The organism is Sphingomonas sp. BRN-1R, assembly GCF_057748035.1.
Map to the genome: position 1 here is coordinate 3,475,589 of NZ_CM173236.1, position 14,026 is coordinate 3,489,614.

A 14,026-nucleotide genomic window follows, 5' to 3' on the forward strand; every position below is an offset into this window, starting at 1 on the left:
CACGTTCGGTCGGCACGCAACACCGCAGGCTTTCGCGTCACGACCGTAGCGATCGTCGTGCCTCCTCTCGCACCGTTCAAGCTGCTACTGCTCGAACATCGGGACTGTCTTGCCGCGCGGCGCTCCGCTCGGGCATCCCTCGCGGGCGTTGGACGGTAGAACCATACCGCCATCACCTGTCGTCGATCGCAGCCGCCCTCTTCACCTCAAGGCGCATCATCGGCTTCTTCGCGTCACGGGCTACCGCGTGGATTGCGGATACGTTCAGCCTGCACACCGCGATGTTTACCACCGCCCTTGGCTTTTACCGGAGCGATCACGCTCTGGCACATGCTGCGTGCGCGCCTCGCCCGTGAGGCTACTGAGCGCTGCGCATCGCCCGGTCCTCGGCGCCGTCACAGATGAAGCCGCAAGTTTTGCTTGGAATGTGGAGCAAAGCGAGCGGCCTCGAGATAATCGAGACCGCCATACCGCCGGATGGCACCCACCGCATGTGCGGTCGTCGGCCATGCCGTCATGAAGATAATCGCGGTGGGGGATCGCGCGCGCGCAACTGATCAGCGAAGCTGAAGCCGTCGATGTCGCCCCTTATGATGGTAACGATGTCGGTCGCAGCGATCTCGACCGTAGTTGTCCACCCCAGCGGCGACGCCACGCGACCGCATGCGAAGCGAGCAGGCACGCGCGCGCTTCGGCGCACGACGCGGCCTTGATCATGATCGATCGGGCGTCGACTCGCCCACGAACACCTTCCAGCGCGACCAGCTGACGCGCGCGACATGATCTCAGGCGCCATCCCGCTGCGGCATCGCAGCAATTCCAAACATAAGCCGTGCTGGAGCGATCGCCGATCACTGCGCCTTATCCGCGGCAACATCACCATTTTGGGTATGCTAGTCAGTCCTATGCTGCTGTGTTACCCGATTCCTTAATTTCGTGAAATTTTCGACAAGTAGCTGATCCCAAGGGGGTAATTACGGCCAATGCGGAATTCGGAATGTCTCGGCACCGCCGAATACAAATTTCCACAAATGCTCGGAAATCGTCGGTGCCGGTCCCTTCTCCGAAGATTGTTGCAGCCGCTCCATGGTGTCGATGCCAACCGAGCCTCTGATGCGCTCATCGCGCACTTCGGATCGCTACGTGCAACGCTTGCAGCGTCGCCAGAAGAACAACACCGCGTGGTCGGGGATCGGCGCGTCGTGCGGTTTCTCGGCGTGATCCGGCGCTCGCTGCGCTGGACGTTGCGCGACGCCATCGAAACCAAAACCTTTCTCGCCGCAACCGATGCGTTGCGCGCGTACCTGCGGTTCAATCACGGTTGCGACCGCAGCGAGCAGGTGCGGGTCTTCTATCTTGATCTCCAGGGCAACCTCATCCGCGAGGAACCGTTCGAACGCGGCGCATCCGATCAGGTGTCCATCTCGGCTGGCAAGATCATCAAATCCGGGTTGAATCTGGAGGCGCGATACATGGTACTTGCGCATAATCACCCATCGGGCGATCCCACACCCAGCCGCGATGATATTGCTCTTACCCGGAGGATCGCCACCGCCTCCAACCTTGTGGGAATGACACTCTACGATCATCTGATCGTCGCGGAAGCCCGTGATTTCAGTTTTCGCGAGAGCGGTCTTTTATAGATGTTGGCGCGCCATCGAGGCGCGTTTCGAGCCCGCTGCTCCCGGTGAGCTGTTCGAGAGCGACCGTGACGTAATCGGCGGCGAGCGGCTTGCCGGCCATCCGGCAAATATCAATCAATTCGGATGCAAGCGCGGTTGCGCGATCGACGATGTCTTGATCCAGAGCCATGTTGAGGCTGATGCGCGTCGAATTTCCGCGATGCAAGCTCGGTTCAGCGTTACAAAGTCGTTCACCATTGCGACCGCAGCTAAACATCCGAAATGGCGATATTTTGCGAATCTGGGCAATTTGAAGGAGCGGCGGCGGCGACCGACCGCGAAGCGATGATGCGAGGATGCGTGCAGGGCGCACAGCGTCGACGAATAATCGAATCGCGTGCTCAGCCGCGCGCTATGACCGGATGTTTGCTATCCTCCGACTGTTGCGGCGAAGCTCGGACCCTCGTTCGTGATCTTGTACAGCGCCGAGCCATGACGGAGCTGTGCGCGGTTCCGCCGCGACAGCCCTATAGCAATCGTGGACTGATCGCCGCTTGGCTCTGCCCGTCCCCAACGGCCTGATGATTTGATGACACGCACATCCCTTGCGCAGCGCCCTCCAACCGATAGTGCGGCGGCGTGATGCGTTCGCGCAAGGTGGCGTATATCGCGGCGGTGTCGAGGTGACGCTTTTTGCCTGCAAGCGTGTCGGACAGCGCAGCAAGACCGAGCTCCTGCAAGACCCGTTGAGAATAGACGCGGACGGCATCATCTATGGTCACAGCCCCCCCCCCCCCGAACCGAATGCGTCTGCACCGATGCGACCCGACCATCCTAGAATTTTGCCAACAAACTCTTAAGTGCGACCCTCCCGATCATGCGTGCAACCCACTGACACGCAGAGAGAGAGCAACGCACGCTCTCGGCACCGCCGATGCAGGACTCGCGTCACGTCTTCCAACCCCGCCGCCTTTATGCGCAGGTGATGCCCGCGGCTTCGACACGCCTAGATCTCCCCATCACCGCGCGCAAGACGGCTGGCGCCGATAGCCTGATCGCTTCAGACAGGCGCGCCGGCACGACTCGATCCTGCGGGAGGTCGCCCGCTAGCGGGTCGACGGCGTGGCCCACGACCGCGATCGGCTCGGCAGCCTTCGTCCAAAACCGGGCCCGGTGCTCGATGCCTGAAACGTGTCGAACCTGCCGTTGGGTGACGGAGTTCTGATCGCGTCTCGCGCGCCCGAGACCTTCCAGCCGTCACCATCGGCGGAAATCCACAGGGTGCGCTCTGCGGTCGCTTCACGATCCTCAGCCGCTCTCGAACAACCCGCGTCGCTCAGGGATCGAATGAGTCGCTTAGGACCTCGCTGGCGCGTCCGGCGCCGCCAGCCTGTGTCCGGGCTTGCCGGGCTGCGATCGCCCGGTACTCAGCGCCGGTGCGGTCGACGATCGTCGGAAGACATGCCTCCATGACATCGACGCCTTTGTCGGTCAGACGCACGAAGGAACGGCGGTTGTCCCGCTCGTCCTTCACGCGAAACACCAGGCCACGCTCCTCGAGCTGGACGAGGACGCGCAGGCCCGTCGTTTGCGCGACCTCCCCGGACATCGACGCTCTTCGCACCGGAACAGAGCGCCCGCTAAACTGTGCAATGTACAGATTGAGGAGAATGTCCCAGGCCGGTTCGCCGAAGATCGCGGCATCCGCGCCGAACGCTCGCGCCCGCGTGCGGCGAAGTCGGTACAAATCCTTGGCGGCACGCACGCTTTGCCGTCGCACATCCACGGCCTGAGCACCTGCGCGCTCGTTCAGCGGCGTTGCTTTACGCGTCACGCTCGCCCCATCACCGCTCACCAAGCCGCTCCATCGCGGTGCCCTTTGGCCACGCTGTCGTCATACCCTGTGCCCGGTACCGCTCGCCAGTGCGCGGAACAGCCAGGCGCGCAGCGGGACTTCGCCATAGGTGTGAACACCCCAGGCCAAAGCAACCCCGAATGCCAACTCAAATGGCATGCCGATCGGCGATATCAGCGCAGGATGTGATGGCGCAAGCGCCGCGAGCAGCATCAGCAGCGGCATGTGAATAGCAAACAAGGGAAACGAGATGGCGCCAAGAAAGGTCAGTGTCCCAGTGCCGATCACGATCGTCTCCGCTTCGGCTGCGAACAGGATGATGATGGGAAACAGTAGCGTCACGCACACGAGATCGAACACCCAACTCGGTCCGACTGGCAGCCAGAGCACACCCCACAGGATCGTCGCCAAAATTTCGAAAGCAAATGTCTCGTCTATCTTGCCCAGCGACAGCCGCCACATCGCGACACCTAGGAGAAAGGACAGCATAGCGCGCGCAAGCGGCAACCCTACCCCGATCGCGCGCGTCATCGCGAAATCCACGCCGTCGGCGGCAGCGCCATGCGGTACGACCACCGCCAACGCCACAGCAGCAGCAAGCAGAACGATCTCGATGCGCGCTTTGGCGAGCCCGGCCGCCCATCCAAGGTTCAGCAGGACTTCAGCGAAGATGAACCAGCCGGACGGGTTGAGCGGGAACAAACCGCCTGCAGGGTCTGGGCGCACGTACTGAGGAAGCGTCAGAAGCCCAGCCGGCAAATCCGCCAGAAGCTGCGCAGCGGTGTCTCCGCCAAGCGGCGTGCCGGAATTCCACAAGATCATGCGTGTGACGAAGGCAGCAGCGGCAACAAGCGCCATCAACGGCAGCAGTCTCAGCAGCCGCCGCGTCGCAAACGCCCAAAATGTCCACGCGTCCGTGGCAATCCGATCGGTATACGCACGCGCCAGCACGAACCCGCTCAAACAGAGAAAGAAATCTGCAGCAAGATAGCCATGGCCGAACAGTCCGGCATGGCCTTGCCGGATGTTCATTGGAGCGCTCAAATCGTAAGCCGCCGCCGCGATCGCAGCGATGCCGCGGAGCCCATCAATCGCGCGGTAGCGACCCTGTCGGTGATCCACACGCTATCCCAAACCACGTCGGCGACGCTCTTACCCGACTCGCGACTTCGAACAAGCGGGTTTCGCCGGATCGAAGCCATTCCAGTTTGCCGATTGGCCCGTACCTCTGTCGCCAACACGGGACTGCGCCAGGGTACTTTTACCCCCGCTCGACGCTGCACAGCGCGACGGGTACTGTACACGTCTTCGCTGAGAGCGGGGATATGGGCGCGGGCCGCGCTACCAGGCGCGATCCGCGTAGCAGTCGAAGCATTCGTGTTGCGCGCCTGCCAAAGGTCGGCCGCACAACCAACACCCGCCGCCTTCCGGATATTTTGCGTAATACGGGAATGTCTTGTTCCAGCAGGCGCCAGCGCTGCGTTCAGCCGCTATCCGGGGCGCATGAAAAAGCGTCAGAAGAAGGCGTTTCATTGATCCTCACAGCGCAGACGCATAACGCTGGCAGCGCCGGTCATCCAAGTCAATCTGTGATATTGGGGAGGCCGTGTGTTCGACTGCGTGGAACACGAGGTTGTGCGCAGCGAAGACTTGGTCGGGGCAACCGGCGACAGGTGACCGCAAGACCAAGCGCAAGACCGGAAATCCGGCAGCAGGCCATTGAAGCTTAGGCGGCTTTCAATCGAATCCCAAGCGCGGGCACGAACGACGTATTCCTGTCAACCTCCGATCGCGGCAGTAAGCGTGTCGGATGCCACCTGCTCCGCGCGAATGCGCCGGATTGTCGTCGGCGAGACCCGGTAGTGGCGCGCGAGTTCCTTTACGAGCCCCCCCGCCTCCAAACTCCTCCGAATGTCGTCCTCTGCTTCTGGCGATAGCCTGCGAGGTCGGCCGAGCTGTTCTCCACGCGCACGCGCCGCCGCCAAGCCCCGTTTTGTCGAGGCGGCGATATCCTCGCCTTCGAGCTGAGAGAAGCTTGCCAGCATCCGCAGGGTCGCACGTCCCTGATCCGTTCGGCTTTCGAACACTTCGGCCAGACTGCAAAGCTCCGCCCCCGCCCCCTCGATACGCTGCACGAAGCGATGGAAGTCATTCACGCGGCGTGCAATATGCCCGACCGCACCGATCGTCACACGATCACCTGGGCGGAGGCGCTCGATCAGCGCGGCGAAGACGACGCGCGTGCGGCGACCACTCGTGGACTCCGCAACGAGATTGCTGCAGCCGATCGCGGTGAGTGTTGCGCGAACGCGATCGATCTCCGCCGGGTCGGTCAGCGCCGGCACGTAACCATAATGTACCATCCCGCCCCCGATTTGCTTCGGCGCTTATCGCCGCTTAGGTTGAGAATGCAACATTACACAGCGGTGCTGACCGAAGGTCATGATTAACCTCACGTCCCTGCACTTCGGCGAAGCGGGCGGTGCAACATGTTGGACACGACGCACCGCCTCTAAGACGCTGCCTCCCTTGCCTTGGCCGACCTCCTTAAGACGTTCCACCGCTTAGGCGCGGTCGAATTGCCAGCACGTCCAATGGCCGCTTGCGTGAGGAAAAGCGGAACGACGGCAGCCGGAGTACCCGATAGCTAACATACTTTCGGAAGACGGCCGGGGCGGGCGGAGAAGATCCGCCAACGTGACGTGTGATCGTGGCGACGATCTGTTGTTCATTGTGCGCTCGTCACACAGACAGACTTGCGCCTCGTGAGTTAAGAAACCACTGGCAACTGCGCCATGATTTCCGCTCAGATTTGGATTTGTCGTACGGCCATTCAGTTGCTACATCGACAAAGCTCGCAGAGATCTGCGTTTTTCAGAGACGCTGGATCGGGTAAATCTTGGTTGGCGTCAGATTCAAGTGCCGCCATTCGCAGGTTCGAGTCCTGCCACCCCAGTCAACCGGATCAACGTGCTCCGGCTGTCGCGCTGTGACTTAGGGCTCAGACTCGTTCACAGCCAGAAGGCGATGGCGGTGGCGAGCGCCACGGCTGAGAGGAAGTTGGCGGCGAGCTTGTCGTAGCGCGTGTGTACGCGGCGGAAATCCTTCAGGCGGCAGAAGGCGTTCTCGATAAGATGCCGGCCGCGGTACCGGTCCTTGTCGTAGCGGATGACGCGCTTGCGGTTGCGCCGGCCGGGGATCACCGGGACCGCGCCGGCATCGCGAGCGAGACGGCGTAGCCGGTCAGCATCGTAGCCCTTGTCGCCGAGCAGGTAGCGTATACGGCCTGCGTGTTCGAGAAGCGCGGGCGCGGCCTTCATGTCGCTGACGTTGCCCGGTGTCAGCATCAGCGCATAGGGACGGCCGATGACGTCTGTGAGCGCGTGGATTTTGGTCGTCCAGCCGCCGCGCGAGCGACCGATCGCTTGTGCCGCACGCCCCCCTTTGCTCCGAACGCCGCGCGCTGCGCCTTGATGTAAGTGCTGTCGATTGCGGTGCTTTTCGTCACCGCGCCGGTGTTCACCAGTGCGTCCAGCAGCTTGAGCCAGAAGCCTCGCCGCGACCATCGGTTGAAGCGGTTATAGACCGTCGTAGATGGCCCGTAATCGGCCGGGCAGTCGCACCAGCGGCAGCCCACCTTCAGCACGTGCAAAATGCCCGAAATCACCCGGCGATCATCGACACGTCGGGCACCGGGCTGGTTCCTCGGCAGATGCGGCTCAATTGCCGCCCACGCCTCATCCGACAACCAGAACAGCGCCATGCTCAACCTCCCATGATCCACAGCCATCTTTGAATCAGGAAAGGCTATGCACCTCAAGCTGCTGATTGAGTTTTGACCCTAGGTCGAAAATCTTCAAGAGCATGGTAGGACTGGATAAACCCCAGTTAGACGGCTTTTCCGTCATGATTCTATCTGCGCCACAACCGATTTGGAATTGGTTATGGCGCACAAAATTGCACCGTCCCCGGCAGCGACGCGCTGCCGCGGAAAGTTGGCCGATCTGCACACTCCCGGACTGTCAGGCGAATTTCCGCGCAGCGGCAAACCGCAGGATGCCCCGCGGCGGCTTGCTGCTTCGGAAAAGTCATCGGCACGCCGTGCAACAACCCGGCATACCTTGCGTTGTTCGTTTGGGTCGACGGTCAGCGTCGGGCATTCGCTTTCAAGGATATTGTATGACCGACTCCGCTCTGAACGCCGGCTCCGGCGGCGAGACCCATCAAATCGCCGATGCGGACCACCCCGTTCTCACCACCAACCACGGTACGCCGATCAGCGACAACCAGAACCAGCTTAAGGCGGGCGCGCGCGGCCCGGTGTTGCTGGAGGACGAGATCTACCGCGAAAAGATCAATCACTTCGATCACGAGCGCATCCCGGAGCGGATCGTCCACGCCCGGGGATCGGCCGCGCATGGCTATTTCGAATGCACGGAAAGCCTCGCGGACATCACCGTCGCCGATCTGTTCCAGAAAAAGGGGCAGCGCACCGAAGTGTTCACCCGCTTCTCGACCGTCGCGGGCGGTTCGGGATCGATCGACACGCCCCGCGATGTGCGGGGCTTCGCGGTGAAATTCTACACCCGCGAGGGCAATTGGGATCTCGTCGGCAACAACATCCCGGTGTTCTTCATCCAGGACGCGATCAAGTTCCCCGACCTGATCCACGCCGCCAAGATGGAGGCCGATCGCGGTTACCCGCAGGCGGCGACCGCACATGACACGTTCTGGGACTTCATCTCGCTGATGCCCGAGTCCACGCACATGGTGATGTGGGCGATGTCGGACCGGACGTTGCCGCGCACCTTTGCCAATATGGAAGGCTTCGGCGTCCACACCTTCCGTTTCATCAACGCCGAGGGGAAATCGACCTTCGTCAAGTTCCATTGGAAGCCCAAGGCCGGCCTCGCCTCGACGATCTGGGACGAGACGGTGAAGATCGCCGGCGCCGACCCCGACTTCCAGCGTCGCGATCTGTTCGAGCGGATCGCACGCGGCGACTATCCGGAATGGGAACTGGGCGTGCAGTTGTTCGACGAGGATTTCGCCAACAGCCAGCCTTACGACGTGCTCGATGCCACCAAGATCATCCCGGAGGAGGTGCTGCCGGTCCGTATCGTCGGCAAGATGGTGCTGGATCGTTACCCGGACAATTTCTTCGCGGAAACCGAACAGGCGGCGTTCGTGCCGAGCCATGTCGTGCCGGGGATCGGCTTCTCCAACGATCCGCTGCTTCAGGGGCGGCTGTTCAGCTATACCGATACGCAACTATCGCGGCTCGGCTCTGTCAACTTCCACCAGTTGCCGATCAACGCCGCCAAGGGGCGCGCCGAGGCGGCGGGATGCCCGTTCCTGAACCAGCAGCGCGACGGCCATATGCAGATGCAGGTGCCGAAGGGCCGCGCCAATTATGAGCCGAACAGCCTCGCCAAGGCAGGCGAACCGGGCGGCGCGCGTGAGACGCCCGATGGCTACAAGACCTTCCCCTCGGAGGAACAGGGGCAGAAGCTCCGCATTCGCCCGGAGAGCTTTGCCGACCATTACAGTCAGGCGCGGCTGTTCTTCCGATCGATGGACCCGGCCGAGCAGGCGCACATCGCGTCGGCTTTGGTGTTCGAACTCAGCAAGGTCTCGCTCGAACATATCCGGCTCGCGGTCGTCGCTAACCTGCGCAACGTCGATGAGGATCTCGCCACCCGTGTCGCGGATGGCCTGGCGATGGATCTTCCGCCCGCCTCGCCGACCGCAGCGCCGGTTCTCGACATGGATCCTTCGCCCGCGCTCCGCATCATCCGCGGGCCGCTGGAGAAGCACACGCTGGAGGGCCGTACGGTCGGTATCCTGATCGCCGACGGCACGGATGCAGCTGCGCTGAACACGCTGACGACCGCGATCGCTGCGGCCAAGGGCCACGCCAAGCTGATCGCGCCCAAGGTCGGCAAGGTGCCGTTGTCGGATGGCTCCACGGTCGCTGCCGATGCGCAGTTGTTCGGCCAGCCGTCCCCGACGGTTGACGCATGCGCGATCGTGCTTTCGGCCGAGGCAACCGCCAAGCTGGTCAAGGAAGGCGCGGCCGTCCAGTGGGTGATGGACGGCTTCGGCCATCTCAAGGCGATCGGCGCCAATGACGCGGCGAAGCCGCTCCTCGACAAGGCTGGCGTCGAGCCCGACGACGGCGTGACCGACCTCGACGGCTTCGTCGAAGCGGCAAAGAAACGCCACTGGGATCGCGAACCCAACGTCCGCACGTTGGCATGACATCATGAGGCTGGCTGCTCACGTGAGACAGCCAGCCTTATTGTCCCATAGCTCATCGCGCAGCGCGATATGGCGCTCCTCGACTGGGCAACCCTGTTCGTATGCTTCGCCGGAGAAACGTGCTTGGTGATGCAAATTGACACCCCGACGACGTTGGTTTTGCTCGATCGGGTCCAGGCCCTGGCCCAGCAATGGGACCAAACCGACGATGGAGAAACGTACCCTGCGGATCGTGTTTCGGCGCTCGTAGCGACGGGTGCGATGTCGAGCTTCGTTACGCTCGACAGCGCGGAGTTCGTAGATGCGCTGGTGACCGTCCTGCGACGGATCGGCGGGGCCGACCTGAGCCTTGGCCGCATCTACGAAGGCCATGTCAATGCCGCGCAGGTGGTGCACGCCTATGGCGACGCCGCGCAACGGGTTACGCTCCAGCAGGATCTCGCCGCTGGCAAAATCCTAGGCGTCTGGAACACCGAGCCTGCACCGATGACGCTGGTGCGCGAAGCCGATGGCTGGCGCCTCATCGGAAGCAAAAGCTTTGCGACCGGGGCCGGCCATATCGACCGCGCGCTGATCACCGCGCGCGGCCCGGACGGTGCCAAGCAACTCGTGCTGACCGATATCGCCGGGGCGACCGACCGGGTGGACAATAGCGGGTGGCGCGTGCGCGGCATGCGCGGCACGCAAAGCGGCCGCTTTGACTTCACGGACATGGTCGTAGGCCCGGACGCGCTGATCGGCGGACCGAACGATTACGAGCGTGAACCGCGTTTCTCGGCCGGCGCGTGGCGCTTCACCGCCGTCCAGCTCGGCGCGGTCGAAGCGCTGATGCGGCACTGGCGCGATCATCTCGTGGCCAGCGGCAAAGGTGAAGACCCGATCCAACGGGCACGTTTCGGAGCGGCGATAGTGGTGACGCGATCGGCGACCCTCTGGGTGAGTCAGGCGGCAAGGCTCGCCGAAGCGGGGCATCCGGACGCGATCGCGCACGTGTTGATGACCCGCGGGGTGGTCGAGGAAGCAGGGCTTGCGGCGATGGAAAGCGCCGGCCGCAGTATCGGCACCGCCGCCTTCTTCGAGGGCAGCCGCGTCGACCGGATCACGCGCGATCTCGGCCTGTACCTGCGACAGCCGGTCCCCGATCAGGCCCGGGACCGTGCCGTCGGCGCCTGGCTCGAAACCGATCGCTGGGGCGATGATCCATGGTGGTGACACCCGGCTGGACCAGCCGCCGCAAGTTGCTGCACCGCGCGCGGGCGCTTGCGCCGGGCGCCGCCGCGCGGAGCGGCGGCTGGCTCATCCTCGCTCCCCATCCCGACGATGAGACACTGGGCGCCGGCGGGCTTGTCGCCGCGCTTGGCGACGGGCGCGCACACGTCCGGGTGGCGTTCCTGACCGATGGCGCGGCGAGCCACGTCGATGCGCCGGGCTGGAGCGCAAAGCGGATCGCCGGCGTCCGCGCGCGAGAAGCGGGCGCGGCGCTCCGGCACCTCGGCCTTCGCTCGACACCGAAGATGCTCGGCTGGGCGGATGGCTCCCCGTGCCCCCCGCATTCGCAGGCGTTCGAACGCACCGTGCGCCACCTCGTCTCGCTCTGCCGGCGCGAACGGATCCGCAATGTCGTGGCGAGTTGGGAGGGCGACCCGCATTGCGATCACGCGGCGGCCGCTCGCGTCGCGCGTGACGTCGCGCGCCGGCTCCGGGTCAGGACACGCTTCTACATCGTGTGGGGCTGGACCTTGCCGGACCTCGACGCGCGCCTTGCGGACGCCCGTGTTCAGTCGCTGGCAACCGCGCGGTGGCGTGGTCGTCAGCGACGCGCGCTCGCGTGCCATCGTACGCAGCTCGGTGGCCGGATCGTCGGGGCGCGGGAGGCTTTCGTGCTGCCCCGCCCGATGCGTCGGCTGGTCGATCTTCCCCACGTGCTGTTGCTGGAGCCCCGTGATGCGACGTGATCGTTCTATCGGCCCGGAATGGTTCGAAGCTCTGTACCGAGACCAAGGCGATCCCTGGTCCTTTGAGACGAGCGCCTATGAGCGCGCCAAATACGATCACACGCTGGCCAGTCTGCCCGCGCCGCGCTTCAACAACGTCCTGGAGGTCGGGTGTGCGAACGGCGTGCTGACCGAGCGGCTCGCACCGCATTGCGACCGGCTGCTCGGCGTGGATGTATCCGAGACCGCGCTTGCCGCGGCACGGAAGCGTTGTGCCGATCTGCCACAGGTGACGCTGAAACGCCGGCGCCTGCCCGCCGAAGCACCGCCGGGATGCTTCGACCTGGTGCTCCTGTCCGAGGTGGTGTATTATTGGGACAGCGGCGATCTGTCGGCATTGGCGACCTGTGTTCGCGAGTCCGTGCCGGTCGAAGGGCATGTGCTGCTCGTCCACTGGACGGGCGAGACCGACTACCCGAAGTCAGGCGACGCAGCGGTCACCGAGCTGCGGATGTTGCTGGGCGATGCCGTCGCGGTCGTCCGCGAGGAGCGTCGGGACGAGTATCGGCTTGACCTGTGGCGCCGCTGCTGAGCGGCGCGCGCGGATCATCGCGCCTGCGGTCGCGATCGCGGCGGGCAGCGTCGCGAAGCTGAGCCGATCCCGATCGGCCGCGCCGGCAGGATCGAGCGCCATCGGAAATGCATATGTCTCGTGCAGCGGCGCATCGTCGGCTTGTGTGATCCAATTCGCAAAAGCTTCCGCCATGCCGCCGGGCGCGCGCCCCTCAATGCGGCTGGAAGTAAATACCCGAACGTCGAGCGGATGCCGCACCTGCGCGCCGACCCGGCGCAGCGCCGCGAACAGCGCACGATCCTCAGCCACCGGCGGGGTCGGCGCTCCACCGACCCGCTGGTACAGTCCGCGCGTGAGCGCGATGCTGGCGCCGCCTTCATAGAAATGCCGCGGCCAGGGATCGTGGCATGTCGCCGCCAGATCGGCGCGGAGCCAATCGAGCGCCGTGTAATAGCGCCCCAGCAGATTCAACCGTCGCGATGCCGTCGCACCGAGATCGGCGCGATCGGTTCGGCGTGTCAGCGCGCGACCTGCGACGGCATCGCTTCCGGCGTCGAAATGCGCGATAGTGCGAACGATCCAGTCCGGCGCGACGCAGGTGTCGGCATCTGTCGAGGCCAGAATATCGGTATCGCATGTCAGGGTCGCCACGGCAGCGTCGAAGGCCAACCGCCGTGCCCAGCCCGCATGACGCGCGTCCGGCAGCATCGATACCGCATGCCAGCGCAATCGCGCGTGGCGTAGCCGCATATCGCGCAAGATCGCGATGGTGGCGTCGGTACAATCGTTCGCCACGACCACCACGGTCACCGCCCCCCTGTGGCGACTGGCCGAGAGGTCCAGCGCGGCAAGGCACGCGGGCAGATCCTGCTCCTCATTCTTTGCCGGCACCGCGACGGCAATATGACGAAGGTCAGGGGCGATGTGCATGCCCCAAGCATAATCCTCAAGCTGCGATCACGTTCCTTGGTCGTGCCCTCGATTCTACGCCCGGAGTCACCAACCGCGCAGCCGCGCCGTCGCTGCGGAGCCGCAGAAGAACCAAATAGGCCATTGTCGTAACGAGCGTCGCGTCGAACGCGGGCGCGGTGGTCAGCGTCAGTCCGGCGTATTTGCCCGTCACCGCACCACGATCGCCACCGCCCATGTTGCCAGCACTTCCCAGCGCACCTTCGGCAGCGTGGCGATGTAGGCTAGCGTGTCTGCATGGCGGAACCGGGTCAGACTGTCGATGACGTAGATCGCGGCGATCGGTGGGATGATAAGGCTTAGTGAAGTAGGCAATGGCATTGCTCGCGCTGGCAAGGATGCCCCTTCCCCGTCAGCACAACGCGTTAGGATTGATCCTAATGAGCTGGGCGAGCCGTAAAGTCGCCAATGCACCCGGCCGAGCCACCCCGATAGGAACGTACCGATCCTGCTCGCGCCCTCGCCCCTGAATTCCTCGGCAGTTGCCCCAGGCCGGATGCTCGGTCTCGAACGCTGTCCGATAGCTACCATCTTTCCAAAGCAGGTCGCGGCGGGCGGGGAATGCTCTTGGAATTCCGCCATGATTTCCGTCCAAATTTGGAATTGTCGTACGGCCGGTCAGTTGCTACACCGCCAAAACCCGCAGAAATCTGTGGTTTTCGGAGACGCTGGATCACGTGAAATTTGGTTGGCGTCGGATTTTGGTGCCGCCATTCGCAGGTTCGAATCCTGCCGCCCCAGCCAACCGAATCAACGTGTTCCGGTTGTCGCGCAGTGACTTAGGTCAAAAATTTCCAAGAGCATGGTAGGA

Annotated in this window: 12 protein-coding genes and 2 pseudogenes; 5 read left to right on the forward strand and 9 right to left on the reverse strand. The window is 63.6% G+C overall.

Annotated elements, in window-relative coordinates; genetic code table 11:
- Positions 1-446 precede the first annotated feature (446 nt).
- Positions 447-586: pseudogene (locus AC3ANX_RS16280) on the reverse strand (DNA-binding response regulator); the annotation flags it as partial.
- A gap of 487 nt (positions 587-1,073) precedes the next feature.
- Here AC3ANX_RS16280 and AC3ANX_RS16285 point away from each other — a divergent pair.
- Complete coding sequence (locus AC3ANX_RS16285) at positions 1,074-1,643, forward strand: JAB domain-containing protein (protein WP_488334281.1); 570 nt, start codon at positions 1,074-1,076, stop codon at positions 1,641-1,643.
- On the opposite strand, the gene AC3ANX_RS16290 is transcribed toward AC3ANX_RS16285, so the two are convergent.
- The 6 genes and pseudogenes from AC3ANX_RS16290 to AC3ANX_RS16315 form a co-directional block, all read right to left on the reverse strand.
- On the reverse strand, positions 1,615-1,812 hold the full coding sequence (locus AC3ANX_RS16290) for a hypothetical protein (protein ID WP_488334282.1): 198 nt from the start codon (positions 1,810-1,812) through the stop codon (positions 1,615-1,617). The genes AC3ANX_RS16285 and AC3ANX_RS16290 overlap by 29 nt on opposite strands.
- 337 nt (positions 1,813-2,149) lie before the next feature.
- Positions 2,150-2,404, reverse strand: a complete 255-nt coding sequence (locus AC3ANX_RS16295; RefSeq protein WP_488334283.1) for a hypothetical protein — start codon at positions 2,402-2,404, stop codon at positions 2,150-2,152.
- 554 nt (positions 2,405-2,958) lie between these two features.
- Complete coding sequence (locus AC3ANX_RS16300) at positions 2,959-3,477, reverse strand: winged helix DNA-binding protein (RefSeq protein ID WP_488334284.1); 519 nt, start codon at positions 3,475-3,477, stop codon at positions 2,959-2,961.
- Between the two features lie 39 nt (positions 3,478-3,516).
- Positions 3,517-4,509 carry a hypothetical protein gene (locus AC3ANX_RS16305; protein WP_488334285.1) on the reverse strand — a complete coding sequence of 331 codons (993 nt, stop codon included), beginning with the start codon at positions 4,507-4,509 and terminating at the stop codon, positions 3,517-3,519.
- A gap of 746 nt (positions 4,510-5,255) precedes the next feature.
- Positions 5,256-5,840, reverse strand: a complete 585-nt coding sequence (locus AC3ANX_RS16310; RefSeq protein WP_488334286.1) for a recombinase family protein — start codon at positions 5,838-5,840, stop codon at positions 5,256-5,258.
- 648 nt (positions 5,841-6,488) lie between these two features.
- A pseudogene (locus AC3ANX_RS16315) lies at positions 6,489-7,267 on the reverse strand (IS5 family transposase).
- Between the two features lie 389 nt (positions 7,268-7,656).
- Between AC3ANX_RS16315 and AC3ANX_RS16320 the strand changes: the two are divergent.
- The 4 genes from AC3ANX_RS16320 to AC3ANX_RS16335 all read left to right on the forward strand — a co-directional run bounded on the left by AC3ANX_RS16320 (position 7,657) and on the right by AC3ANX_RS16335 (position 12,264).
- A complete protein-coding gene (locus AC3ANX_RS16320; RefSeq protein WP_488334287.1) occupies positions 7,657-9,738 on the forward strand; it encodes a catalase in 2,082 nt (693 codons plus the stop codon).
- A 69-nt stretch (positions 9,739-9,807) separates the two neighbouring features.
- Entirely contained in the window at positions 9,808-10,950 is a 1,143-nt protein-coding gene (locus AC3ANX_RS16325) for an acyl-CoA dehydrogenase family protein (protein WP_488334288.1), read from the forward strand.
- The gene (locus AC3ANX_RS16330) at positions 10,941-11,693 is read left to right on the forward strand and encodes a PIG-L deacetylase family protein (protein WP_488334289.1); all 753 of its coding nucleotides are present in this window, start codon (positions 10,941-10,943) and stop codon (positions 11,691-11,693) included. The genes AC3ANX_RS16325 and AC3ANX_RS16330 overlap by 10 nt, the downstream gene beginning before the upstream one ends.
- Positions 11,683-12,264, forward strand: a complete 582-nt coding sequence (locus AC3ANX_RS16335; RefSeq protein ID WP_488334290.1) for a class I SAM-dependent DNA methyltransferase — start codon at positions 11,683-11,685, stop codon at positions 12,262-12,264. Before AC3ANX_RS16330 ends, AC3ANX_RS16335 begins: the two co-directional genes overlap by 11 nt.
- Here AC3ANX_RS16335 and AC3ANX_RS16340 read toward each other — a convergent pair.
- Entirely contained in the window at positions 12,154-13,176 is a 1,023-nt protein-coding gene (locus AC3ANX_RS16340) for a glycosyltransferase family 2 protein (protein WP_488334291.1), read from the reverse strand. The two genes, AC3ANX_RS16335 and AC3ANX_RS16340, sit on opposite strands and share 111 nt — an antisense overlap.
- Before the next feature lie 189 nt (positions 13,177-13,365).
- Complete coding sequence (locus AC3ANX_RS16345; RefSeq protein WP_488334292.1) at positions 13,366-13,536, reverse strand: hypothetical protein; 171 nt, start codon at positions 13,534-13,536, stop codon at positions 13,366-13,368.
- Between the last annotated feature and the right edge of the window lie 490 nt (positions 13,537-14,026).

Bases quoted from the DNA above. Each gene is read 5' to 3' on its own strand.
- AC3ANX_RS16290 (WP_488334282.1), bottom strand. From the start codon at position 1,812: ATGGCTCTGGATCAAGACATCGTCGATCGCGCAACCGCGCTTGCATCC.
- AC3ANX_RS16305 (WP_488334285.1), bottom strand. From the start codon at position 4,509: ATGAACATCCGGCAAGGCCATGCCGGACTGTTCGGCCATGGCTATCTT.
- AC3ANX_RS16310 (WP_488334286.1), bottom strand. From the start codon at position 5,840: ATGGTACATTATGGTTACGTGCCGGCGCTGACCGACCCGGCGGAGATC.
- AC3ANX_RS16320 (WP_488334287.1), top strand. From the start codon at position 7,657: ATGACCGACTCCGCTCTGAACGCCGGCTCCGGCGGCGAGACCCATCAA.
- AC3ANX_RS16325 (WP_488334288.1), top strand. From the start codon at position 9,808: ATGGCGCTCCTCGACTGGGCAACCCTGTTCGTATGCTTCGCCGGAGAA.
- AC3ANX_RS16330 (WP_488334289.1), top strand. From the start codon at position 10,941: ATGGTGGTGACACCCGGCTGGACCAGCCGCCGCAAGTTGCTGCACCGC.
- AC3ANX_RS16335 (WP_488334290.1), top strand. From the start codon at position 11,683: ATGCGACGTGATCGTTCTATCGGCCCGGAATGGTTCGAAGCTCTGTAC.
- AC3ANX_RS16340 (WP_488334291.1), bottom strand. From the start codon at position 13,176: ATGCACATCGCCCCTGACCTTCGTCATATTGCCGTCGCGGTGCCGGCA.
- AC3ANX_RS16345 (WP_488334292.1), bottom strand. From the start codon at position 13,536: ATGCCATTGCCTACTTCACTAAGCCTTATCATCCCACCGATCGCCGCG.